Origin of the sequence: Acidovorax sp. FHTAMBA (assembly GCF_038958875.1) — a bacterium.
Lineage (GTDB): Bacteria > Pseudomonadota > Gammaproteobacteria > Burkholderiales > Burkholderiaceae_C > Acidovorax.
On record NZ_CP152407.1, the window covers coordinates 2461448 to 2485105 of the forward strand.

The following is a 23658-nucleotide window of genomic DNA, read 5'->3' on the forward strand; positions in this document are numbered from 1 at the left end:
ATTGTCAACCCAACGCCCTTGGAGCGCCGCGCTTGTTATGCAGACAACTCGCGCAGCAGTTCCGTCTCGATCTCGATCTGGCGGGCGTTGTTCTGCAGTTCCGGGCCCTGTATCAGGAACGTGTCCTCCACGCGCTCGCCCAGCGTGCTGACCTTGGCAAGCTGCACGCTCAGTTGGTGCTGCGCCAGGATGCGCGCCACCACATAGAGCAGGCCCGCGCGGTCGCTGGCTGAGATGGCCAGCAGCCAGCGCTGCGCCTTTTCGTCGGGTCGCAGCGTGACGCGCGGGGCCACGGGAAAACTCTTCACCCTGCGCGACACCCGCTTGCGCGCAGGTTCGGGCAACGGGCCGCCGGCTTCAATCACGCGCACCAGATCGCTTTCGACCATGTGCGTGAGCTCCCGGTAGTGCCCTGGTTGCGAGGAAGCGACCACCTGGAAAGTGTCCAGCGCGTAGCCGTTGTTCGCAGTGTGGACCCGGGCATCCAGGATGCTGAAGCCCGCCCGGTCAAAATAGCTGCAGATGCGCGCGAAAAGATCCGGTTGGTCCGCGGCGTAGACCATCACCTGCAACCCATCGCCCGCCAGGGACTGGCGCGCGCGCACCACCGGCCTGGCAGTGCCCACATGGCGCGAAAGGTGGCGGGTGTGCCAGGCAATATCGGCGGCTTCGTGGCGCATGAAGTAGCTCACATCGAGCGTGCCCCACAAGGCCTTGTGGGCCTCGAAGGGCAGGGCGCTCAGGGCCAGCAGCACCAATGCCTCGCGCTTGCGGGCCTCGATTTCTGCGGCAGCATCCGGTGCCCGACCGCCCAGTGTGCGCAGCGTGGCGCGGTACAGGTCTTCCAGCAACTTGCCCTTCCAGGCGTTCCAGACCTTGGGGCTGGTGCCCCGGATGTCCGCCACCGTGAGCAGGTACATCGCGGTGAGGTTGCGCTCATTGTCAACGCGGCGTGCAAATGCGGCGATCACGTCGGGGTCGCTCAGGTCCTGCTTTTGCGCCACCGTGCTCATGGTCAGGTGCTCACGCACCAGAAACTCGATGAGCCGGGCGTCTTCGCGGTCCACGCCGTGCTGGCGGCAAAAGCGTCGCACTTCTTCGGCGCCGATCTGCGAATGGTCGCCTCCGCGCCCCTTTCCAATGTCGTGAAACAGCGCAGCCAGGTACAGGATCCAGGGCTTGTCCCAGCCGCCCGCCAGCTGCGAGCAGAACGGGTACTCGTGCGCATGCTCGGCCATGAAGAACCGGCGCATGTTGCGCAGCACCATCAGGATGTGCTGGTCCACCGTGTACACGTGAAACAGGTCGTGCTGCATCTGCCCCACGATGCGGCGAAACGGCCACAGGTAGCGCCCCAGCACCGAGGTCTGGTTCATCAGCCGCATGGCATGCGTGATGCCTGAGGGCTGCTGCAGAATCCGCATGAAGGCACCGCGGTTGACCGGGTCGCGCCGGAAGGCGCTGTCCATCACGCCGCGCGCGTTGTACAGCGCGCGCAGGGTACGGGCCGACAGGTCCTTGAGCCCCACGGTGGTCTGGTAGAGCAAAAAGGTCTCCAGAATCGCGTGCGGGTCGCGGGTGTAGAGGTCGTCGCTGGCGACCTCGATGAGGCCCGCCTTTTCGAAGAAACGCTCGTTGATCGGGCGCGGCTCGTGCGTCGAGGGGCTCAGGCGCTCTTCGATGTTGAGCAGCAGGATCTGGCTGAGCTGCGACACGGCCTTGGCCGCCCAGTAGTAGCGCCGCATCAGGCTCTCACTGGCGCGCATGGGCAGGCGCGAGCCATCGGGCGCTTGCGAGCGGTAGCCGAACGACTCCGCCACGGCGGTCTGCAGGTCGAACACCAGGCGGTCTTCATGCCGCCCCGCAGCCGCATGCAGGCGCGCGCGGATGAGACACAGCAGCGCCTCGTTGCGCTCGATCTGGCGCACCTCGAAGGCTGTGGCCAAGCCGCTTGCGGCCAGCTCCTTCCAGTTGTTTCCCAACCCGGCGGCCTGGGAGACCCACAGGATCATCTGCAGGTCGCGCAGCCCTCCCGGCGACTCCTTGCAGTTGGGCTCCAGCGAGTAGGGCGTGTTCTCGTACTTGGTATGGCGCTGGCGCATTTCCAGCGTCTTGGCCACCAGAAAGGCCTGGGGATTCATCTGCGCCCGGTACTGGCGCTGGAATTCGGCAAACAGCGCAGCGTTGCCGCACACCAGCCGCGATTCCAGCAGCGACGTCTGCACGGTGACATCGCCCGCGCTCTCGGCCAGGCATTCGGCCACGGTTCGCACGCTCGATCCGATCTCCAGGCCCGCGTCCCAGCAGCTGCCGATGAAGCCTTCCAGCTGGGTGCGCAGCGCGCTGCCTGCCTCGGGGGCAGCGCCATCGGGCAGCAGCAGCAGCACATCGACATCCGAGTAGGGAAAGAGTTGGTCCCGCCCAAAGCCGCCCACTGCCACCAGGGCCAGGTCGGCGGGCAGCCCGGCCCGCTGCCACAGCGTTTGCAGCAAGGTGCCTGCGAGCGAGGAGAGCTTGCGCAGCAGCACGCGGATGCCGCGTGTGGAGGCGCCAGTCGATTGCATCGCGGCCAGCAGGGCCGCCTTGTCGCTGCGGTAGGCGTCTCTCAGGGCATGGAGTTCAGTCATGGTCATTGGGTGCGCGGTGGATGGGCCATGAAAATGCCATGCAAGAGTTGTGCGAGCCAGTGCGATAGGTGCCCCGCGCGCCGTCGCCGGGCTGGTTCAGGTGGCTGTGGCGGTGACAAAGGGCGGCGGCGGTGGCGAGCCTGCCGACAGCGTCATCACTTCATACCCCGTGGGCGTGACCAGCACGGTGTGCTCCCACTGGGCCGACAGGCTGTGGTCCTTGGTCACGATGGTCCAGCCGTCGTTGCCAAAATCTTTTACCTCGCGGCGGCCTGCGTTGATCATGGGCTCGATGGTGAACACCATGCCCGGCACCAGTTCTTCGAGCGTGCCGGGCTTGCCGTAGTGCAGCACCTGGGGTTCTTCGTGAAACTTCTTGCCAATGCCATGGCCGCAGAACTCGCGCACCACCGAGAAACCGTTGCCTTCGGCAAACTTCTGGATCGCGTGGCCGATATCCCCCAGCCGCGCGCCGGGCTTGACCTGCACGATGCCATGCCACATGGCTTCAAAGGTCAGCGCCGACAGGCGCTTGGCGGCGATCGAACATTCGCCGATCAGGAACATGCGGCTGTTGTCGCCATACCAGCCGTCTGGCGTGATCACCGTGACGTCCACATTGACGATGTCACCCTTTTTCAGCGGCTTGTCGTTGGGGATGCCGTGGCACACCACGTGGTTGACCGAGGTGCACAGTGACGCGGGGTAGGGCGGGTAGCCGGGTGGCTGGTAGCCCACGGTGGCAGACACGGTGCCCTGCTGCGCCATGCATTCGGCGCCCAAGCGGTCGATTTCCTTGGTGGTGATGCCAGGTTTGATGTGGGGAGTGATGTAGTCCAGCACTTCAGAGGCCAGGCGGCAGGCCAGGCGCATGCCCTCAATGTCTTCAGCGCTTTTGATGGTGATGCTCATGCCGCAATTATCCCATTGGCCCCGTGTTGCCGCTGGGCGCGCAAGCCGCCCAGTAAAATGCCGGGTTCCCCTCACACCCCCAACAGGCCGCTACCGTGACCTTGCACATGACCACGCTGGCGGGCGGTAACGCCCTCAGCTCCTTCCGCGCCCAGCAACTTCAACCCGCCCTGGAGGCGATCCACCCCAAGATCAGCGGTATTGCAGCGCGTTTCGTGCACCTGGTCGCCACCGACGCGGCCCCCACACCCACCGAGCAAGAACGCCTGGCTGCGCTGCTGACCTATGGCGACCCGTACGCCGGCCCCGAAGACGGCGCCGCGCTCATCGTCACGCCGCGGCTGGGCACGCTGTCGCCCTGGGCTTCCAAGGCCACCGACATTGCGCGCAACTGCGGCATCGCCATCCGCCGTGTGGAGCGCATTACCGAGTACCGCATCAGCCTCAAATCCGGCCTGCTGGGCAAGACGCCCGAGCTGACGGCCGAGCAACTCGGCCAGATCGCGGCCCTGCTGCACGACCGCATGACCGAATCGGTGGTGGCCGACCGCAGCGCCGCAGCCGCCCTGTTCACCGAACTGCAGCCCGCCCCCATGGAGCATGTGGATGTGCTGGCCGGTGGTCGCGCGGCACTGGAAGCCGCCAACACCCGCTTTGGCCTGGCACTGGCCGACGATGAAATCGACTACCTTGTGACTGCGTTCACAGGCCTCGCGCGCAACCCCACCGATGTGGAACTGATGATGTTCGCGCAGGCCAACAGCGAGCACTGCCGCCACAAGATCTTCAACGCCCAGTTCACCATCGACGGCGTGGCGCAGGACAAATCGCTGTTCGGCATGATCCGCAACACCCACCAGCTGGCGCCCCAGCACACGGTGATCGCGTACTCGGACAACGCCTCCGTCATGGAAGGCCATCAGGTGGAGCGTTTTGTGGCAAAAATGGCCGCAAGCGCTAGTAAATCAAGCGCTAATAGCTATCAAAAAAGTAGCGTTACCCAGCATGTGTTGATGAAGGTGGAAACGCACAACCACCCCACTGCCATCTCGCCCTTCCCAGGCGCATCGACCGGCGCGGGCGGCGAGATCCGCGACGAAGGCGCCACGGGCCGGGGCTCCAAGCCCAAGGCGGGCCTCACGGGTTTCACCGTGTCCAAGCTATGGGGCTCCACCGTCGGCAAGCCCGAGCACATTGCCAGCCCGTTGCAGATCATGGTCGAAGGCCCCCTGGGCGGCGCGGCGTTCAACAACGAATTCGGCCGCCCCAACCTGAACGGCTACTTCCGCGAATACGAGCAGAACGTTGGCGGCGTGCAGCGCGGCTACCACAAGCCCATCATGATCGCGGGCGGTGTGGGCGTGATCGATGCGGAGCTGACCAAGAAGATCGAATTCCCTGCCGGTTCGCTGCTGATCCAGCTGGGCGGTCCCGGCATGCGCATCGGCATGGGCGGTAGCGCCGCCAGTTCCATGGCCACGGGCACCAATGCGGCCGAGCTGGACTTTGATTCGGTGCAGCGCGGCAACCCCGAGATCGAGCGCCGCGCGCAAGAGGTCATCAACCACTGCTGGGCTCAGGGCACGGCCAACCCGATCCTGGCCATCCACGACGTGGGCGCGGGCGGCTTGTCCAACGCCTTCCCCGAACTGACCAACGACGCAGGCCGGGGCGCACGCTTCGATTTGCGTGCGGTGCAGCTCGAAGAATCGGGTATGGCGCCCAAGGAAATCTGGTCCAACGAGTCGCAAGAGCGTTACGTGCTGGCCATTGCGCCCGAGTCGCTGCCCCTGTTCCAGGCCTTCTGCGAACGCGAGCGCTGCCCGTTTGCCGTGATCGGCATCGCCACCGAGGAGCGCCAGCTGGTGCTGCACGACCCCGCCGCCACGGCCGACGACCAGAAGCTGCCCGTGGACATGCCCATGAACGTGCTGCTGGGCAAGCCGCCCAAGATGCACCGCGACGTGAAGACCGTGGAGCGCCAGTTCGCACCGATGGACTTGACCGGCGTGCCGCTGCAAAAGGCCGTGATCGACGTGCTGGCCCACCCCACGGTGGCGTCCAAGCGCTTCCTGATCACCATCGGCGATCGGACTGTAGGTGGCCTCAGCCACCGCGACCAGATGGTCGGCCCCTGGCAGGTGCCCGTGGCCGATTGCGCCGTGACGCTGGCTGACTACAAGGGCTTTGCGGGCGAGGCCATGAGCATGGGCGAGCGCACGCCGCTGGCCGCCATCAACGCGCCCGCATCGGGCCGCATGGCCGTGGCAGAAGCCATCACCAACCTTCTGGCCGCACCCATCGAGCTGCCGCGTGTGAAGCTGTCCGCCAACTGGATGGCCGCGTGCGGCGAGCCCGGCGAAGACGCTGCGCTGTATGAAACGGTAAAGGCCGTGGGCATGGAGCTGTGCCCGGCGTTGGGCATCAGCATCCCCGTAGGCAAGGATTCGTTGTCCATGCGCACGCAGTGGTCTGAAGGTGCGGACAAGAAAAAGGTCACTTCCCCCGTCAGCCTGATCGTGAGCGCGTTTGCCTCGCTCGCCGACGTGCGCGGCACGCTCACGCCCCAGCTCAACGCCACTGAGGCCGACACCACGCTGGTGCTCATCGACCTCGGCAAGGGCCAGAACCGCATGGGCGGCAGCATCCTGGGCCAGACGCTGGACCAGAGCGGCGACGTGGTGCCCGATGTGGATGACCCGCAAGACCTGGTCAACCTCGTCAACGCCGTGAACGCACTGCGCGCCAAGGGCCAGATCCTGGCGTACCATGACCGCAGCGACGGCGGCCTGCTGGCAGCGGCTGCTGAAATGGCCTTTGCGGGGCACGTGGGTGTGTCGCTCAATGTGGATCTGCTGGTGACCGAGGGCGACGGCATCACCGACAGCCGCGCCGAAGTGGGCGATGCCAAGAACTGGTCGGGCCAGGTCAGCGCGCGCCGCGAAGAACTCACGCTCAAAGCCCTGTTCAACGAAGAACTGGGCGTGGTGCTGCAGGTCAAGACCAGCGAGCGCAATGACGTGATGCAGACCCTGCGTGAGCACGGCCTGTCCAGGTTCAGCCACTTCATCGGCAAGACGCGCCCCGCGTCGTCGTCCATTGATGCGGGCAAGGGCGAGCTGCAGGTGTGGCGCGATGCCAAGGCCGTGTTCAGTGCCTCGCTGGCCGACCTGCACCAGGTGTGGGACGCGGTGAGCTGGAAGATCTGCCAGCAGCGCGACAACCCTGCCAATGCTGATGCTGAACATGCCGCAGCGGGCGAGCCCACCGACCCCGGCCTGCACGTGCACCTCACGTTCAACGCGGCTGACAACGTGGCCGCGCCGTACCTGCAGCTTTCCAAGCCCAAGGTCGCCATCCTGCGCGAGCAGGGCGTGAACTCGCACATCGAAATGGCCTACGCCTTCACCGAGGCGGGCTTCGAGGCCTATGACGTGCACATGACCGATTTGCAGACCGGCCGCGTCAAGCTCGAAGACTTCAAGGGCGTGGTCGCCTGTGGCGGCTTCAGCTATGGCGACACGCTGGGCGCGGGCATTGGCTGGGCGCGTTCCATCACCTTCAACCCGGTGCTGGCGGCACAGTTCCAGGGCTTCTTTGGCCGCACCGACACGTTTGGTCTGGGCGTCTGCAATGGCTGCCAGATGTTTGCCGAGCTGGCCGACATCATCCCCGGCGCACAAGACTGGCCGCGCTTCACCACCAACCAGAGCGAGCGCTTCGAGGCCCGCCTGTCGCTGGTGGAAGTGCTCGAATCCCCCAGCCTGTTCCTGCAAGGCATGGAAGGCAGTCGCCTGCCGATTACCGTGGCGCACGGCGAGGGCTATGCCAACTTCAAGTACCGGGGCAACGCCGACAAGGCCATTGCTGCCATGCGCTATGTGGACAACCATGGCCGCGCGACGGAGCAGTACCCGTTCAACCCCAACGGCAGCGCGGGTGGCCTCACGGCCGTGACCACGGCAGACGGCCGCTTCACTGCCATGATGCCGCACCCCGAGCGCGTGTTCCGCAACGTGCAGATGAGCTGGACCAGCGAGGACAAGGCCCAGTACAGCGGCTGGATGCGCATCTGGCGCAACGCGCGCAAGTGGGTGGGGTGACCGGCTGGCGGGACGCAGCGCGGCACGCACACTGAAAACGCTATAAAAATAATAGCTTCTGGCGCTTAATAGACAAGCGCTGGAAGCTTTTTTTATTCATAATCCGCACTTCTTCATTTTTCGGAGCCTCTTATGGCCGGTGCCAGCTTGTTGACCCTGCTCGACGATATTGCTGCAGTTCTGGATGACGTTGCGCTGATGACCAAGGTCGCGGCCAAGAAGAGCGCGGCCATGGCCGACGATGTGTCGGTGATGACCAAGGTGGCCGCGCAGAAGACGGCGGGAGTGTTGGGCGACGATCTGGCGCTCAACGCGCAGCAGGTCTCGGGCGTGCGGGCCGAGCGTGAGATCCCCGTGGTGTGGGCGGTGTGCAAGGGCTCCTTTGTCAACAAGCTCATCCTGGTGCCTGCGGCGCTGCTGATTGGCCACTTTGCGCCATGGGCCGTCACGCCGCTGTTGATGGTGGGCGGTGCGTTCCTGTGTTTTGAGGGCTTTGAAAAGCTGGCCCACAAGTTTCTGCATGCACCGCACGAAGACGCGGCCCAGCACGAAAGCCACGCCCTGGCCAACGCCAATCCGGCGGTGGACCTGGTCACGTTCGAGAAGGACAAGATCAAGGGTGCCGTGCGCACCGACTTCATCCTGTCGGCCGAAATCATTGCCATCACCCTGGGCACCGTGGCCACGGCACCCTTTGGGCAGCAGGTGGCCGTGCTGGCGGGCATTGCGCTCATCATGACCGTGGGGGTGTACGGGCTGGTGGCCGGCATCGTCAAGCTGGATGACCTGGGCGTGTGGCTCAACAACAAGACCAGCAGCGTGGCGCGCGCCATGGGTTCGGGCATTCTGCGGGCGGCGCCCTGGCTAATGAAGGGGCTGTCGGTGGCGGGTACGGCGGCCATGTTTCTGGTGGGCGGTGGCATCCTGGTGCACGGCGTGCCGGTGGTGCACCATGCGGTTGAGGCGGCCGGCGCCGCCGCGGCCACATGGCCGGTGGGCCCGCTGTGGGCGGTGCTGGTGCCCAATCTGCTCAACGCAGTCGTCGGGATCGTGGCGGGTGGCCTGGTGCTCGCTGCCGTCACGCTGGTACAGCGCCTGCGCCGCAAGTCCATAACGGCATAGTGGGTTTTGTTGATGTAGATCTAAGGGTTAACACCAAGTCCTTGAGGTAGGGCAAGGGGTGCGGGCAGGCTTGGCGGTTCAATGCATGCACGGGGGTCGTCCCCGTCCAACCGATGCGAAGAATCAACATGAAAAAGAACCTGCTGGCTGTCGCTGTACTGTGTGCCCTGTCTTCTGGCGCCGCCCTTGCCCAACAGGCCGAGGGCCCCTTCATGGTCCGGGCCCGTGTGGTGCACCTGGACAGCGCCAACAAGGACAGCACGCCCCTGGGCCTTACGGTCAACAACAAGACGATTCCCGAAGTCGACATCACGTACTTCTTCAACCAGAACGTCGCCGCCGAGCTGATCCTGACCGTGCCGCAAAAGCACACGCTGCGCGCCGGCGGAACGGCCATCGGCTCGCTCAAGCACCTGCCGCCCACGCTGCTGCTGCAGTACCACTTCGATGCACCCGGTTTCAAGCCCTATGTGGGCGCGGGCCTGAACTACACGCGCTTTTCCAGCGTGAACCTGCCCGCGGGCGTCAACATTGATCGCAACAGCTTTGGCGCTGCGCTGCAGGTGGGTGTGGACATCCCGCTGCAGAAGAACCTGTACCTCAACTTTGACGTCAAGAAGGTTTTCATCAAGACCGATGTGAAGGCCGGCGGCGCCAAGCTGGGCACGTTCAAGGTCGATCCCGTGCTGGTGGGCGTGGGTCTGGGCTGGCGCTTCTGAGGCGACGCAGCAACGCGTGTTTTCCAAGGGGAGGGGACCGGTGTCTGCGAGGGCACCGGCCCTTTTTTTGCCGTATGCGGCTGTGTTGAAAGGCGCTGCGGCCCGGTCAATGCAGGCTCACATCGCGGCCCCACATGCGTTGCCATAGCCAGGGCAGGGCGGTGGCCAGGTCGGGCCTCTGCCACTGCTGGGTGGTGACATGCCCGCCCTGGGCGATGTGCTCGGCCGGTCCCAGGTTGAAGTGGAAGGTGTAGGTGGGTTCGTTCCCCATGCGCAGGTCGGTGATGTACACATTGCCGCCTGCTTCCGTCATCTTGAAGAACCCATGGCTGAAGTTCGCCACGCGCTTCACCAGCGGGCTGGACTGATGCTGGGCATACAGAGGCGCCCCGCGCGGGTGCTGCGTCCAGCGCACGGGGCGGCCGCCATCCAGCAGCGAGCTGTAGCCTTCGTAGTAGTGCGTGGGCGTAACCACTACGGCGCGCCACAGCAGCGTGTTGAACGGCGCGGGGGTGACCAGGACCTGGCCCGGCGCCAGGTGCGGCTCGGGCGGTGACGCCATGATGTTTTGCACCGCCTGGTGCTGCGCTACCACGCTCCAGGCGATGTAGGCCGTGCTGAGCGCCAGCCCGCCGCGTGCCCATGCCAGCCCGCGGTCTTGCCGCATGGCGAGCGCGGCCACCACACCCACCAGCAGCGGCAGGGTATAGAGCGGGTCGATGATGAACAGGCTGCCCACGGCGTAGGGAAAGCTGGTGAATGGCAGCAGCAGCTGCGTGCCGTACACCGTGAACCAGTCCAGCAAAGGGTGGGTGATGAGCGCCAGCCACAGCGCCAGCCACCAGCGCCTGAACAGTGCGGGCTCGCCGTTCAGGCGCGACACTGCCCATGCCAGGGGGAGCGAGAACACCGTGAGATAGAACAGCGAATGGCTTTCCGAGCGGTGCAGCACCATGTTCAGGATGGCGTCACCGTGGTCGATGAACGCATCCAGGTCGGGCAGCGTGCCTGCAATGCCACCCCACAGGGCGGCTTTCCAGGCGGCGGTGCGCCGCCCCATGGTGGAGAGGGTGACGGCGGCACCCAGAACAAGTTGGCTGACGGAGTCCATGCAGGGGTGGGAGGTTGGGTGCAAAGAGGGAGAGCGGCACTGTACCGGCTGGCGCGGCGTGGCGCGCGGCACGGGGCCAATCGCCCCAGCGCGGGTTCAGGCTCTGCGCTCCAGGGCGGGGCGCGGGCTCAGGCCTGCACCACCAGCGCAAATTCCGCGCGCGGCCCGTCGCTGGAGGATGTGAACGGCACGGTCAGTGCCGCGCGCCCGGCGGGGCTCAGGCGGCTCCACAGAAAATCCCGCGCGTTGCCGGGCTCTCCCTCCACGTACATCTGGGTGGTCAGCAGATCGCGTTGGCCAAGGCGCACCTTGAAATGGATGTGCGGCGTGCGCCCGGTATAGGGCGCAGGGCGGATGGTGCGGAACCGGTAGCGGCCGTCGCGCCCGAGGGTGACGCGACCAAAACCCTGGAAGTCCGGGGCCGCCCGGCCCCCGTCGCCCGGATGGTGGTAGTGCCCGGCAGCGTCGCATTGCCAGATCTCCACCACGCCGCCGGCCAGCGGTACGCCGGCGGTATCGGTTACCCGGCCTTCCACCCACACGGCCTGGCCCTGGGCGTACTGCAGCGGGCCGTTGCGCAGCAGGTCGGCGTCGCTGTCGGCCGGCAGCGCGATTGGGTAGAAGGGGCCCTCCGTCTGGCGGGGCGTGGGCGCAAGCGGCGCCTGCGCCCACGCAGTCTGCACCAGCGCGGGCGCGCCCACCCAGGCAGCGCCCCACACGCTGCGCTGCAGCAGGGCGCGCCGCGTGCTCCCAGCGGGTGCTTGACGCCCGGATGAATGCGGCCTGGGACCAAGGGGTGGAACGGAATCGGACATTCTTCACTCCTCGAAAGCGGTGTTGGAAGCGTGATGCCCACCGATAGTGCCGCATCGCGCTTGTCCTTTGTCAGCCCGGGGTTGGGTTGAAGGGGTGCGGCGCAGTAAGGTTTGGCCTACATACAGCGGCCACCATTGCGCCCAAAATGGGCGGTTTCCTGGCGGCAGGGCTTCCAACGCCCCTGCCGGACCCGCGCTCCGCCGCGCCGACGAGACCCACCCATGCCACGGACAGCTACCGACGACATCACGCAAGGGCTGCGCCAGCGCCCCGCCCGCATCTCCCCCAAATATTTTTACGACCAGCACGGTTCGCGCCTGTTCGAGGCCATCACCGAGCTGCCCGAGTACTACCCCACCCGCACCGAGAACGCCCTCATGCAACGGCACGCAGCCGACATCGCGCGCGCGGTGGGCACGGGGCGCACGCTGATCGAGCTGGGCGCCGGCAACTGCCAGAAGGCCCGGGCGCTTTGCAGGCTGGTGCAGCCAGCGTGCTTTGTGGGTGTGGACATTTCGGCGGACTATCTCAGCGAGGCCGTGGCCGGGCTGCAGAACGATTTTCCGGGGCTGGACGCGCGCGCACTGGGCGGCGACATGACGCAGGGCGTGGAGCTGCCACCAGACATTCCGCGAACCGGACGGCTGGTGTTCTACCCGGGTTCGTCCATTGGCAACTTTGACCCGCCCCACGCGCTGGAGCTGCTGGCCCACATGCGCGACATGGTGGACGACGACGGGGGCCTGCTGATCGGCATTGATCTGCCCAAGGAGGTGGCCGTGCTGGAGGCCGCCTACGACGACGCCGCGGGCGTGACGGCAGAATTCAACCGCAACGTGCTGCGCCATGTGAACCGGCTCATCGGGAGCGACTTCGACCTGGCCCAGTGGCAGCACCGTGCGTTTTTCAACCACGAAGCGTCGCGCATCGAGATGCACCTGGAGGCCATCGCCGATGCCGATGTGCGCTGGCCGGGGGGCGGGCGCACGTTTGTGCAGGGTGAGCGCATCCACACCGAAAACAGCTACAAATACCCGCTGCCCGTGTTCACAGACATGCTGGAACGCGCCGGTTTCAGAGAAGCCCAAGCGTGGACCGACGAGCGTGGATGGTTTGCCGTGGTGCACGCGCGGCCCTGACATGACCACCAACCCTGTCGATCTGCATGCCCGCTACACGGGCGTGCGCAACCGCTCGCGTGCCATTGCCGCCCCGTTGTCGGCCGAGGACTGCGCCGCGCAGTCCATGCCCGACGCCAGCCCCACCAAATGGCACCTGGCCCACACCACCTGGTTTTTTGAAACCTTTGTGCTGGAGCCCCACGAGCCGGGCTTTGCGCCGTGTCACCCCGCATTCCGTGTGCTGTTCAATTCCTACTACAACGGCGTGGGCGCCAAACACCCGCGCCCGCAGCGCGGCCTGCTCACCCGCCCGTCGCTGGATGAGGTGCTGGCCTACCGCGCCGATGTGGATGCGCGCATGGCGCGGCTGCTGCCCACGGTGCTGCACAGCGGCGCCGTGTGCGCGCTCATCGAGCTGGGCCTGCAGCACGAGCAGCAGCACCAGGAGCTCATGCTGACCGACATCCTGCACCTGCTGTCGTGCAACCCGCTGTGGCCCGCGTACACGGCGGCACCTGCATCCGCGGCCGCCACAGCGCGCGCCGCAGCGCCCGCGCTTGAGTGGCTGCGGCATGAAGGTGGTGTGGCCGAGATCGGCCACGCGGGCGGCGGCTTTGCCTTCGACAACGAAAGCCCCCGCCACCGCGTGTACCTGCAGCCCTACACCCTGGCCTCGCGCCTGGTCACCCAGGCTGAAGTGGCCGCGTTTGTTGCCGATGGCGGCTATGCCAACCCCGCGCTGTGGCTGGCCGAGGGGTGGGACTGGCGCACCGCCAACGGCCTGGCGCACCCGCTGTACTGGCAGCAGTGCGACGGCGCGTGGCGCACCTTCACGCTGACCGGGTTGCAGCCCCTGGATGGCGATGCGCCGGCCGTGCACCTGTCTTACTACGAGGCCGATGCCTTTGCCCGCTGGGCCGGTGCGCGACTGCCCACCGAAGCGGAATGGGAGCATGCCGCGGCGCAGGATACCGCCCGGCAACCGCACCAGCTCTATGGCGCGGCCTGGCAATGGACGCAGTCGAGCTATGCGCCGTACCCCGGCTTTCGGGTGGCCGATGGCGCAGTGGGCGAATACAACGGCAAGTTCATGGTCAACCAGTACGTGCTGCGCGGCAGCTCCAGCGCCACGCCGACGGGGCATGAACGCCTGACCTACCGCAACTTCTTTCCGGCCACGGCGCGCTGGCAGTTCACCGGGCTGCGGCTGGCAAGGGATGTGTGAGCGGGAGCCTGAACGACAGCCCCCATCAGCAGCAGTGAATCAAAAAACATAGCTGCTGGCGATTGACTGGTAAGCGCTGGAGCCCAAAAACACCTGAAGTTTGCAGCCGGCAGACGCCCTGCCTGCGGCGATTTCGCGGCTGTCATCCGGGGCGCTTAACATCGCAGCCGGGCCTGTGCGCTTCACCTGCGTGGCCTGCATTTTCAGCGACGCCGTCACCGCACCCATGCCCAGCCACCTTGTGCCTCCCTCTTCATCCACCGAGCCGCCGGACCTTGCCGGTGGCCCCACCGCGGCCGTGCCCCCCGTGCCGCAAGGGTCCGCCCTGGAGGTGTTGCTCGCCTTCTTCAAGCTCGGGCTGACGTCGTTCGGCGGGCCGGTGGCGCACCTGGCGTACTTTCGCACCGAGTTTGTAGAGCGCAGGCGCTGGCTGAGCGACCCGGACTACAGCGACCTCGTGGCGCTGTGCCAGTTTCTGCCCGGCCCGGCCAGCAGCCAGGTGGGCGCGGCGCTGGGCCTGTTGCGGGCCGGGTGGCGCGGGGCGCTGGCGGCGTGGGCGGGTTTCACGCTGCCGTCTGCGGTGCTGCTGGTGCTGTTTGCGCTGGGGGTGACGCAGTGGGCGGTGCAGGGCGCCTCAGGCGCGCTGCACGGGCTCAAGGTGGCGGCCGTGGCGGTGGTGGCGCAGGCGGTGCTGGGCATGGCCAGGTCGCTGTGCCCCGACAGGCTGCGTGCCGGGCTGGCCGTGGCTGCCGCGCTGCTGGTGCTGGGCCTGCCCGGCACCTGGGGGCAGCTGGCCGCCATCGCGCTGGGGGGCGTGGTGGGCTGGCGCGTGTTGAACGTTGGCCCCCTGGCGCCTGCACAGCACCGGGGCTACGGCGTCAGCCGCCGCGCTGGGGCGGTACTGCTGGCGCTGTTTGCGCTGCTGCTGGCGGCGTTGTTGCTGTGGGCCTCGGTGGCCGACTCGATGGTGGCATCGGCCATGGCCGTGTTCTACCAGGCCGGGGCTTTGGTGTTTGGCGGCGGGCATGTGGTGTTGCCCCTGCTGCAGGCGGGCGTGGTGCCGCCGGGTTGGGTGGGCAACGACGCGTTTCTGGCCGGTTATGGCGCAGCGCAGGCCGTGCCGGGGCCCTTGTTCACCTACGCGGCGTACCTGGGCGCGGTAATGCCGCACCCGCTGGGGGGCTGGGGCGGGGCGGCGCTGATGCTGGCGACCATATTTGTGCCCGCACTGCTGCTGGTAGCGGGTGCACTGCCGTTCTGGGAGGTGCTGCGCCAGCGCCCTGCCGTGCAGCGGGCTGTGGGCGGCGTCAATGCTGCCATGGTGGGTATTCTGGGCGCGGCGTTGTACGACCCGGTGTGGACCAGCGCCGTCCACTCCAGAACCGATTTCGCGCTGGCCCTGGCGGCGTTCGGGCTGCTGGTGCATGCCCGCTGGTCGCCCGTGTGGGTGGTGGGGCTGGCCGCCATGGCGGGGTGGTGGCTGGGGCGGTGATGAAGGCCAGTTACCACGGTGGGTAGCAACTGGCTTCGGCTTTACACCTTGTCGAGCGCCTGGGCCAGGTCGGCCAGCAGGTCATCGATGTGCTCGATGCCCACCGACAGGCGCACCATGCCTTCGCTCACGCCGGCCTTGGCCAGCTCTTCGGGGTTGAGCTGGCGGTGCGTGGTCGATGCCGGGTGCGTGGCCAGCGATTTGGCGTCGCCAATGTTCACCAGACGCGTGAAGAGCTGCAGCGCATCCAGGAAGCGCGCACCGGCCGCACGCGGGTCGGCGTCGCTGTTCTTCACGCCAAAGCTCAGAATGCCGGATGCCTTGCCGCCCGACTGGCGCTGCACGAGTGCGTGGTCCGGGTGGTCGGGCAGGCCGGCGTAGCGCACCCATTCCACCTTGGGGTGCTTTTGCAGGTATTGGGCGATGGCCAGCGTGTTCTCGCAGATTCGGTCCATGCGCAGGGCCAGCGTCTCGATGCCCTGCAGGAGGAGGAAGGCACTTTGTGGTGACAGGGCAGCACCGGTATTGCGCAGCGGCACCACGCGCGCGCGGCCGATAAAGGCGGCCGGGCCCAGGGCCTCGGTGTAGACCACGCCGTGGTAGCTCACATCAGGCTCGTTCAGGCGCGGGAAGCGCGCCTTGTGCTCGGCCCACGGGAACTTGCCGCTGTCCACAATCGCGCCGCCCACGGTGTTGCCGTGGCCGCCCAGGTACTTGGTGAGCGAGTGCACCACGATGTCGGCACCGTGCTCGATGGGGCGCAGCAGGTAGGGGCTGGGCACGGTGTTGTCCACGATCAGCGGCACGCCATGGTCGTGCGCCACCTTGGCCAGCGCGGCGATGTCGGTCACGTTGCCCAGCGGGTTGCCGATGGACTCGATGAAGATCGCCTTGGTGCGCGCGTCGATGTGCTGCGCAAAGCTGGCCGGGTCGCGCGGGTCGGCAAAGCGCGTGGTGATGCCCTGCTGCGGCAGGGTGTGGGCAAACAGGTTGTAGGTGCCGCCGTAGAGCGTGCTGGCCGACACGATGTTGTCGCCCGCCTCGGCAATGGTCTGGATGGCATAGGTGATGGCGGCCATGCCCGAGGCCACGGCCAGCGCGGCGATACCGCCTTCCAGTGCCGCTACGCGCTTTTCCAGCACGTCGGTGGTGGGGTTCATGATGCGGGTGTAGATGTTGCCCGGCACCTTCAGGTCGAACAAATCCGCGCCGTGCTGGGCGCTGTCAAACGCGTAGGCCACCGTCTGGTAGATGGGCACGGCCACGGACTTGGTGGTGGGGTCGGGGCTGTAGCCGGCGTGGACGGCCAGGGTTTCGATCTTCATGCGCTGAGGTCTCCGGGTTGAAGGAATGAACCCCGCCCCGTAACGAACATTGCAGGGCGGATGACGGCAGCCATTCTTGCACCCCGATGGTGCGCATGGGTCGAATCTTTGGCTATGTGCTTATGCGCGCCGTGCTGGCGGCATTGTTATGCCAAAATTTGGATCCAAAATGGCCTCCAGCGCTTGATGGATAAGCGCCAGAAGCTCTTATTTTGATAGTGTATTGGCCGCTGGCCGGGTGCGGTAGAACTGCAGCGGCACGGTCTGCATGTCCCGGGCGTGCTGGTTGAGCACCGATTTTTTCATCTTGCCCACCACGTGCATCTCGCAGGGCTTGCAGTCAAAGCGCAACGTGAGTTTTTCCTTGCCGTTGATCAGCATCAGCGGCTCGGCCTTGATGGTGCCCTGCACGCCCGTCACGCCCTTGGCCTGCTTGGGGCACAGGCTCATCGAAAAGCGCACGCAGTGCTTGGTGATCATGAGGCTGACTTCGCCTTCTTCCTCGTGCGCCTCGTAGGCCGCGTCGATCACCTTCACGCCGTGGCGCACGTAGAAGTCGTGGGCCTTGTGGTTGAACACGTTGCCCAGGAACGAGAGCGTGTCTTCGGGGTAGGGCGCAGGCGGCTCCACCGGCGTGGCGCGTGGCAGGCGGGCAAAGTTGCGGGAGCGGTGGGCCTCCAGGTCGGCCACGGCATCGCGCCGCAGCGCGTTGAGCACCGAAGCGGGCACAAACCACGGCTGCGACAGCTGTAGCGCAATGTCATGCACCGCAAACACCGTCGCGCCAAAGCGGCCGAGCTGCTCGCGCAGGCTGGCTTCGGCCTTGGCGGCGTCGGTCGCAACCTGATGCGGCTGCTGCACGGAGGCAGAGCCCACATTGCCGTCTTCGTCGGTCAGCAGCAGGCGAAAGCCGTTGGGGGTTTCGCTCAGGTGGGCCCACAGGCCGATGCGGCGGTCGCTGGACTTTTTCTCCAGCGTGCGCACCCAGTCCATGTCGCGGTTGCGGTTGACTTCGGTGCCCTTGCGCAGGTCCTTGAAGCTCTCCATCGGGTCTTTGGGGTACACGCGCCATTGCGTGATGAGCTTGCCCACGCTGCGCGCCGACACGGGCTCGGCCACGTTGATGGCCATGCCCACCAGCTCCTTGTGCAGGTCGTAGTAGCACAGGCCGTCGCCGTTGTGCAGCACGGTGGCCGGGTCGCTCACTTCCAGCTCCACAAAGTCGGGGCCTACCTTGGTCACCCAGCCGATGGCCTGGCCGGGGTTCTTGGGGGTGTCGAAGGCGCCAATGTCTTCCTTGCGACCGGTCACGAAGTAGTCGGTGAACTCGCGGTTGAAGTTCTGCAGCGGGTCGGGCGTGAAGGTGAAGGTGGTGCGCCCGCTGGATGAGCGGCCGAGGGGCCGGCCCTGGGCCTCACGCTCTTCGATGATCTCGTCGAGCAGCGTGCGGTAGTGGGCCGTGATGTTCTTCACGTAGCCCATGTCCTTGTAGCGCCCCTCGATCTTGAAGCTGCGCACGCCCGCATCGATGAGGGCGCGCAGGTTGTCGCTCTGGTTGTTGTCCTTCATGCTCAGCACATGCTTGTCGTGTGCGATGAAGCGGCCCTGCGCGTCCGTCACCTGGTAGGGCAGGCGGCAGGCCTGGCTGCAGTCGCCGCGGTTGGCGCTGCGGCCCGTCTGTGCATGGCTGATGTTGCACTGCCCGCTGTAGGCCACGCACAGCGCGCCGTGGATGAAGAACTCGATGTTGGCGCGGCCGGGGGCATCTACGGGGCCGAGCGCCTTGTGCACGGCAGCGATCTGTTGCACCGTCAGCTCGCGCGCCAGCACGATCTGCGACAGGCCGGCGTCCTGCAGAAAGCGCGCCTTCTCGGGCGTGCGGATGTCGGTCTGTGTGCTGGCGTGCAGCTGGATGGGGGGCAGGTCGATTTCGAGCAGGCCCATGTCCTGGATGATGAGCGCGTCCGCGCCTGCCTCGTACACCTGCCAGGCCATCTGGCGCGCGGCCTCCAGCTCGTCGTCGCGCAGGATGGTGTTGAGCGTGATGAAGATGCGGCTGTTGAAGCGGTGCGCGTGCCTGACCAGGCGTTCGATGTCCCGGATGTCGTTGCCCGCGCTGGCGCGCGCGCCAAAGGCCGGGCCGCCGATGTAGACGGCATCGGCGCCGTGGTTGATGGCTTCGATGCCAATGTTGGCGTCGCGCGCAGGCGAGAGCAGTTCGAGCTGGTGGGGCAAAAGGGACATGGGCCCGGATTATCCCAGTGTGCCCGCCGCTGCGGGCGGGGCGCTTTGCATTAGCCGGATTAATGAATTGGCAAATTGCTAAGTTCGCTTAGCGGTTGGCGCCAAATCGCCGTCGGGCTGGCTAGGATGCGGGGCCTGTTGCACGCTCTCGCCGTGCACAGCCGTTTTGATCGACCCCTGGAGACCTCTCATCGTGTTGCGCCTCGCTTCTTCACCCGCTTTTCCCCTGTCTGCCGTGGCCCTGGTGGCCTGCTCTCTGGCCACCGCCAGTGCGTTTGCCCAGGATGTGCAAACCGTCAAGATCGCCCACGCGGGCCCCGTTTCGGGCGGCATTGCCCACATCGGCAAGGACACCGAAAACGGTGTGCGCCTGGCCATTGACGACCTGAACGCCCAGAACCTCGTCATCGGCGGCAAGAAGATCAAGTTTGAAATTGCGGCCGAAGACGACGCGGGCGACCCGCGCCAGGCCACCGCGGTGGCGCAAAAGCTGTGCGACCAGAAGGTTGCGGGCGTGGTGGGCCACCTGCAGTCGGGCACGTCCATCCCCGCATCGGCCATCTATGCCAAGTGCGACCTGCCCCACATCACGGCCTCGGCCTCCAACCCCGACCTGACCAAACCCGGCCACAAGACCACGTTCCGCCTGATCGCCAACGACAACGCGCTGGGTGCGGCGCTGGCGCTGTTTGGTGCCGACCACCAGAAGCTGAAAAGCGTTGCCATCATCGACGACCGCACGGCCTACGGCCAGGGCGTGGCCTCGGTCTTCAAGGCCACCGCGCTGCAAAAGGGCCTGAAGGTGGTGGGCGAGGAGTTCACCAACGACAAGTCCACCGATTTCATGGCCATCCTCACGTCCATCAAGAACAAGAAGCCTGACGCGATCTTCTACGGCGGCCTCGACGCGCAAGCCGGCCCCATGCTGCGCCAGATGGAGCAGCTGGGCCTGGGCAACGTGAAGTACTTTGGCGGTGACGCACTGTGCACCGAAAAGCTGCCCGAGCTGTCGGGCAAAACCCCCGCGCTCAAGAACGTGACCTGCGCCACCGGTGGTGCGTCGGTGGACAAGATGCAGGGCGGCGCAGACTGGAAGAAGCGCTACGACGCCAAGTTCCCCGGCCAGTTCCAGATCTACAGCCCCTACGCCTATGACGCCGCCATGGTGCTGGCCGACGCCATGAAGCGCGCCAACTCGGTGGACCCCAAAGTCTTCGCGCCCTTCATCGCCAAGACCGAATACAAGGGCGTGACCGCCAACATCGCCTTCACCGCCAAGGGCGAGCTGACAGCCCCCGCCGTGACGCTCTATACCTTCAAGGACGGCAGCCGCGTGGCGCTGAACTGACGCCTGCAGCGCTTGCGCTGAGTTGGACGGCCGCCCTGTGCGGCCGTTTTTGCGTGCGCGCTTTGGCTTTACAGTCAGGCCCCTGTGCAAGATTGCAGGCGGGCCATCGGTGTCCGCCAAGGAGCCAAGGTATGCGCGCAATGCTGGGATTGGTCGGGCTGGTGGTGGTACTGGCGGTGGTGGGCGTACTTGCCAAGAAGCAGACGTCCGCCACGCGCACGCCGGTGCCGTCGCTGCAGACGGCGCCCGGCGCTGTGGCGCCTGCGTCGGCACCGACGGTGCGCGACCAGAGCCAGCAGATCCAGCAGCAGGTGAAGCAACAGGTAGAAGGCCTGCTGCAGCAGACCCGGCCCATGCCGGATGAAGAAAAATAAGCCAAATCGGCCTCTGGCGCTTATCCAGAAAGCGCGAGTAGCTATTAAATAAGTAGCAATGACGCTGGACAACGACACGCACTGGATGCGCCTGGCCCTGGCCGAGGCGCAAGCCGCCGCCCGCGCTGGTGAGGTGCCCGTGGGCGCCATCGTGGTCAAGGACGGCCAGGTCATCGCCACCGGCCGCAATGCCCCTGTGGAGGGCCACGACCCCACGGCCCATGCCGAGATCGTGGCCCTGCGCGCAGCGGCGCAGCGCCTGGGCAACTACCGGCTGGACGGCTGCAGCCTGTATGTGACGCTAGAGCCCTGTGCCATGTGCAGCGGCGCCATGCTGCATGCGCGGCTGGCGCGCGTGGTGTACGGCGCGGCCGACCCCAAGACGGGCGCGGCGGGTTCGGTGCTCAACCTGTTTGGCCACTCCGAAATCAACCACCAGACTGAAGTGCTGGGCGGTGTGCTGGCCGAAGAATGTGGCAGCATGCTGAGCAGCTTTTTTCGGCAGCGCCGGCAACAGCAGCGCACCGAGGCACTGGCCCGCCACCCCTTGCGCGACGATGCGTTGCGCACGCCCGATGCAGCGTTTGCCGATTTGCCCGGTTACCCGTGGGCGCCTCGGTACCTCAGCGACCTGCCCAGCCTCGCGGGCCTGCGTTTGCACTATCTTGACGAAGGCCCCCGCAAAGCGCCGCGCACCTGGTTGTGCCTGCACGGCAACCCGGCGTGGAGCTACCTCTACCGCCGCATGCTGCCCACCTTTCTGGCCGCAGGCGACCGCGTGGTGGCGCCCGACCTGATCGGCTTTGGCAAAAGCGACAAGCCCAAAAAGGAGGGCGCCCACCAGTTCGACTGGCACCGCCAGGTGCTGCTGGAGCTGATTGAGCGGCTGGACCTGCGCAATGTCGTGCTGGTGGTGCAGGACTGGGGTGGCATCCTGGGCCTGACGCTGCCCATGTCGATGCCCGAGCGCTTCGACGGACTGCTGGTGATGAACACCCTGCTGGCCACGGGCGCTGCGCCCTTGCCTCAGGGCTTTGTGGACTGGCGCGCCATGTGCCGTGACAAGCCGCTATACGGGGTAGGGCGCCTGCTGGCACGTGGCAATCCGCACCTGAGCGCCGCCGAATGTGCCGCGTACGACGCGCCCTTCCCGGACAAAGGCTACCGCGCTGCGCTGCGTGCTTTCCCCGAACGTGTCCCTGCCGCGCTGGATGACCCTGGCGCGGTGCTGTCGCGTGCAGCCCGCGATTTCTGGCAGCACCAGTGGCAGGGCCGCAGCCTGATGGTGGTGGGCGCGCAAGACCCGGTGCTGGGCCTGCCCACCATGCAGGCGCTGCAACAGTGCATCCAAGGCTGCCCCGCGCCTGTCGTGCTGCCCCGTGCCGGCCACTTTGTGCAGGAGCATGGCGAGGCCATTGCCGCACAGGCTGTGGAATACTTCGCGCACTGACTTGCCCGGCGGCACCCTCTGCTGCCCGGCTTTCCCCCTGTTTACGGAGCAGGCCCCTCGGCGGGCCTGAGCGCTTTGCACGAACACCACGATCACGACCCTTCGCATTGCGGCCACGACCATGGTCCCAGGCACATCTACATTTACTCCCCGGCCAGTGCCATCCGCGACAAGGCCGCCTTCAAGCGCGGCATTGCGCGCCTGAAGGCCCTGGGCCACGAGGTGGAGGTGGACCCCGATGCGCAGGCCGTGCACACCCGTTTTGCGGGCGATGACGCCACACGCCTGGCGGCCATCCACCGCGCTGCGGCCAGTGGTGCCGACGTGGCGCTGATCACGCGCGGCGCCTATGGGCTCACGCGCATCCTGCCCGGCATCCGCTACAAGGCCGTGGCCAAGGCGATCGAGCGCGGCATGAAATTTGTGGGTCTGAGCGATTTCACGGCGTTTCAGAACGCAGTGCTGGCCCAGACCGGCGCCACCACCTGGGCCGGGCCCGCGCTGATCAGCGACTTTGGCGTGGAAGGCGAGCCCGACGACATCATGATGGCCTGCTTTGACGACCTGCTGACCGGGCACGGCGAAGGCACAGGCTGGCGCATGAACAAGGAGCAGCCCCATGCGGTGACGGGCAAACCTGCCGTGCCGGACGTGTATGTGAAAAACGCCACGCTGTGGGGCGGCAACCTCGCCGTGCTGACCGGGCTGGTGGGAACGCCTTACTTTCCACAGGTCAAGGGCGGCATCCTTTTTGTGGAGGACGTGAGCGAGCACCCTTACCGCATCGAGCGCATGCTCACGCAACTGCTGCATGCCGGGGTTCTGGGGCAGCAAAAGGCGGTGGTGCTGGGGCAGTTCACCGGCTACCGGCTGGCTCCGCACGACAAGGGCTTCAAGCTGCAGTCGGTGGTGGACTGGCTGCGTACCCAGATCAAGGCGCCCGTGCTGACCAACCTGCCGTTCGGGCATGTGCAGACCAAGGTGCTGCTGCCGGTGGGCGCCACCGTGTCGCTGTCGGTGGAAGAACGGGATGCGCTGATTTACTGGGGCCACCAGCACTGAGGTCTTGCCAGCACCCGCCGCAGTGCAGGTGTCGCGCCGCGTCAGGGCCGGATGTGGTGCGCCAGTGCCGGGCGCGGCGCGCGGGGCAGTTGCCCCTGGAAGAGCAGTGTGACTTCGTCCATCACCCGTTGGGCAGCGGGTTCACCGCGCAGCGGCACCAGCATGCTGAACAGGTCGGAGCGCAGGTACCACAGGGCCTCGATGTCGGCCGCATAGCGCAGCCGCATGTTCATGCGCGCCACTTCACAGCCGGTGATGCCGGCCAGGCTTTGCAGCATGGCGCGCCGGATGTCCTCCATCCCCGGGTGGCGCACCCACGCCGTCGACGACGGCTTGTCGCGGCCGAGCAGGTCGTGCAGGCTGTTGCGGAGGTTGGGCTTGTTCCAGCGCATGAGGGGCGGGCAATGCGTTTGCGTAGCAGGGTCGGACAAAGTAAGCGGGAGCGAGGCGCAGCGCAAGGGCCGTGCTCCTTTTTTTGCGCAAAGACAACAGACGGGGCCGGATTGTTGCCAACTATTACCGGTTCTTCGCACGCAGTGTTCAATGGCATCTTCCACCCGTTCAGGCCCGTGGCAATTTGAAAGATGCACGGCGCGGGCGCTTGCAC

Annotated in this window: 18 protein-coding genes; 10 read left to right on the top strand and 8 right to left on the bottom strand. The window is 66.3% G+C overall.

Translation table 11 applies throughout. The features are described 5' to 3' along the window. Positions 1-35: 35 nt before the first annotated feature. Together AAFF19_RS11635 and map are read right to left on the bottom strand one after the other, a co-directional pair. Positions 36-2627: a [protein-PII] uridylyltransferase gene (locus tag AAFF19_RS11635; protein ID WP_342720222.1), complete on the bottom strand. Its 2592-nt coding sequence runs from the start codon at positions 2625-2627 to the stop codon at positions 36-38. A gap of 96 nt (positions 2628-2723) precedes the next feature. After that, positions 2724-3539: a type I methionyl aminopeptidase gene (gene map / locus AAFF19_RS11640; RefSeq protein WP_182119247.1), complete on the bottom strand. Its 816-nt coding sequence runs from the start codon at positions 3537-3539 to the stop codon at positions 2724-2726. Positions 3540-3634: 95 nt separating this feature from the next. Here map and purL point away from each other — a divergent pair, with 95 nt between their 5' ends. The 3 genes from purL (at position 3635) to AAFF19_RS11655 (ending at position 9483) form a co-directional block, all read left to right on the top strand. After that, entirely contained in the window at positions 3635-7642 is a 4008-nt protein-coding gene (gene purL / locus AAFF19_RS11645) for a phosphoribosylformylglycinamidine synthase (RefSeq protein ID WP_182119246.1), read from the top strand. 132 nt (positions 7643-7774) lie between these two features. Beyond that, positions 7775-8764, top strand: a complete 990-nt coding sequence (locus AAFF19_RS11650) for a DUF808 domain-containing protein (protein ID WP_182119245.1) — start codon at positions 7775-7777, stop codon at positions 8762-8764. A gap of 128 nt (positions 8765-8892) precedes the next feature. After that, positions 8893-9483: an OmpW family outer membrane protein gene (locus AAFF19_RS11655; protein WP_008904150.1), complete on the top strand. Its 591-nt coding sequence runs from the start codon at positions 8893-8895 to the stop codon at positions 9481-9483. A gap of 106 nt (positions 9484-9589) precedes the next feature. Here the strand turns inward: AAFF19_RS11655 and AAFF19_RS11660 are convergent, their stop codons facing one another. Both AAFF19_RS11660 and AAFF19_RS11665 read right to left on the bottom strand, forming a co-directional pair. Continuing rightward, positions 9590-10594, bottom strand: a complete 1005-nt coding sequence (locus AAFF19_RS11660) for a metal-dependent hydrolase (RefSeq protein ID WP_342720225.1) — start codon at positions 10592-10594, stop codon at positions 9590-9592. Between the two features lie 128 nt (positions 10595-10722). Beyond that, the gene (locus AAFF19_RS11665; protein ID WP_182119272.1) at positions 10723-11313 is read right to left on the bottom strand and encodes a protocatechuate 3,4-dioxygenase; all 591 of its coding nucleotides are present in this window, start codon (positions 11311-11313) and stop codon (positions 10723-10725) included. Positions 11314-11631: 318 nt separating this feature from the next. Here AAFF19_RS11665 and egtD point away from each other — a divergent pair, with 318 nt between their 5' ends. Together egtD and egtB are read left to right on the top strand one after the other, a co-directional pair. Continuing rightward, positions 11632-12549 (top strand): L-histidine N(alpha)-methyltransferase, encoded by a 918-nt coding sequence (gene egtD / locus AAFF19_RS11670; protein ID WP_182119243.1) that lies wholly within the window; start codon positions 11632-11634, stop codon positions 12547-12549. Between the two features lies 1 nt (position 12550). After that, positions 12551-13756: an ergothioneine biosynthesis protein EgtB gene (gene egtB / locus AAFF19_RS11675; protein ID WP_182119242.1), complete on the top strand. Its 1206-nt coding sequence runs from the start codon at positions 12551-12553 to the stop codon at positions 13754-13756. Positions 13757-13795: 39 nt separating this feature from the next. On the opposite strand, the gene AAFF19_RS11680 is transcribed toward egtB, so the two are convergent. Continuing rightward, positions 13796-13984, bottom strand: a complete 189-nt coding sequence (locus tag AAFF19_RS11680; protein ID WP_182119241.1) for a hypothetical protein — start codon at positions 13982-13984, stop codon at positions 13796-13798. Between AAFF19_RS11680 and chrA the strand changes: the two genes are divergently transcribed. Then, entirely contained in the window at positions 13983-15248 is a 1266-nt protein-coding gene (gene chrA, locus AAFF19_RS11685; RefSeq protein ID WP_182119240.1) for a chromate efflux transporter, read from the top strand. The genes AAFF19_RS11680 and chrA overlap by 2 nt on opposite strands. 41 nt (positions 15249-15289) lie before the next feature. On the opposite strand, the gene AAFF19_RS11690 is transcribed toward chrA, so the two are convergent. Both AAFF19_RS11690 and AAFF19_RS11695 read right to left on the bottom strand, forming a co-directional pair. After that, entirely contained in the window at positions 15290-16573 is a 1284-nt protein-coding gene (locus tag AAFF19_RS11690; protein WP_182119239.1) for an aminotransferase class I/II-fold pyridoxal phosphate-dependent enzyme, read from the bottom strand. Between the two features lie 207 nt (positions 16574-16780). Next, on the bottom strand, positions 16781-18817 hold the full coding sequence (locus AAFF19_RS11695) for a U32 family peptidase (protein ID WP_182119238.1): 2037 nt from the start codon (positions 18815-18817) through the stop codon (positions 16781-16783). A gap of 235 nt (positions 18818-19052) precedes the next feature. Here AAFF19_RS11695 and AAFF19_RS11700 point away from each other — a divergent pair, with 235 nt between their 5' ends. The 4 genes from AAFF19_RS11700 to AAFF19_RS11715 all read left to right on the top strand — a co-directional run bounded on the left by AAFF19_RS11700 (position 19053) and on the right by AAFF19_RS11715 (position 23051). Further along, positions 19053-20165, top strand: coding sequence for a branched-chain amino acid ABC transporter substrate-binding protein (locus AAFF19_RS11700; protein ID WP_246330860.1), 1113 nt, complete (start codon positions 19053-19055; stop codon positions 20163-20165). Positions 20166-20296: 131 nt separating this feature from the next. Further along, positions 20297-20539, top strand: coding sequence for a hypothetical protein (locus AAFF19_RS11705; RefSeq protein ID WP_182119236.1), 243 nt, complete (start codon positions 20297-20299; stop codon positions 20537-20539). A gap of 58 nt (positions 20540-20597) precedes the next feature. Then, positions 20598-21989: a tRNA adenosine(34) deaminase TadA gene (tadA, locus tag AAFF19_RS11710; RefSeq protein ID WP_182119235.1), complete on the top strand. Its 1392-nt coding sequence runs from the start codon at positions 20598-20600 to the stop codon at positions 21987-21989. 75 nt (positions 21990-22064) lie between these two features. After that, positions 22065-23051, top strand: a complete 987-nt coding sequence (locus AAFF19_RS11715; protein WP_182119234.1) for an LD-carboxypeptidase — start codon at positions 22065-22067, stop codon at positions 23049-23051. A 41-nt stretch (positions 23052-23092) separates the two neighbouring features. On the opposite strand, the gene AAFF19_RS11720 is transcribed toward AAFF19_RS11715, so the two are convergent. Further along, the gene (locus tag AAFF19_RS11720) at positions 23093-23443 is read right to left on the bottom strand and encodes a hypothetical protein (protein ID WP_182119233.1); all 351 of its coding nucleotides are present in this window, start codon (positions 23441-23443) and stop codon (positions 23093-23095) included. Positions 23444-23658 lie beyond the last annotated feature (215 nt).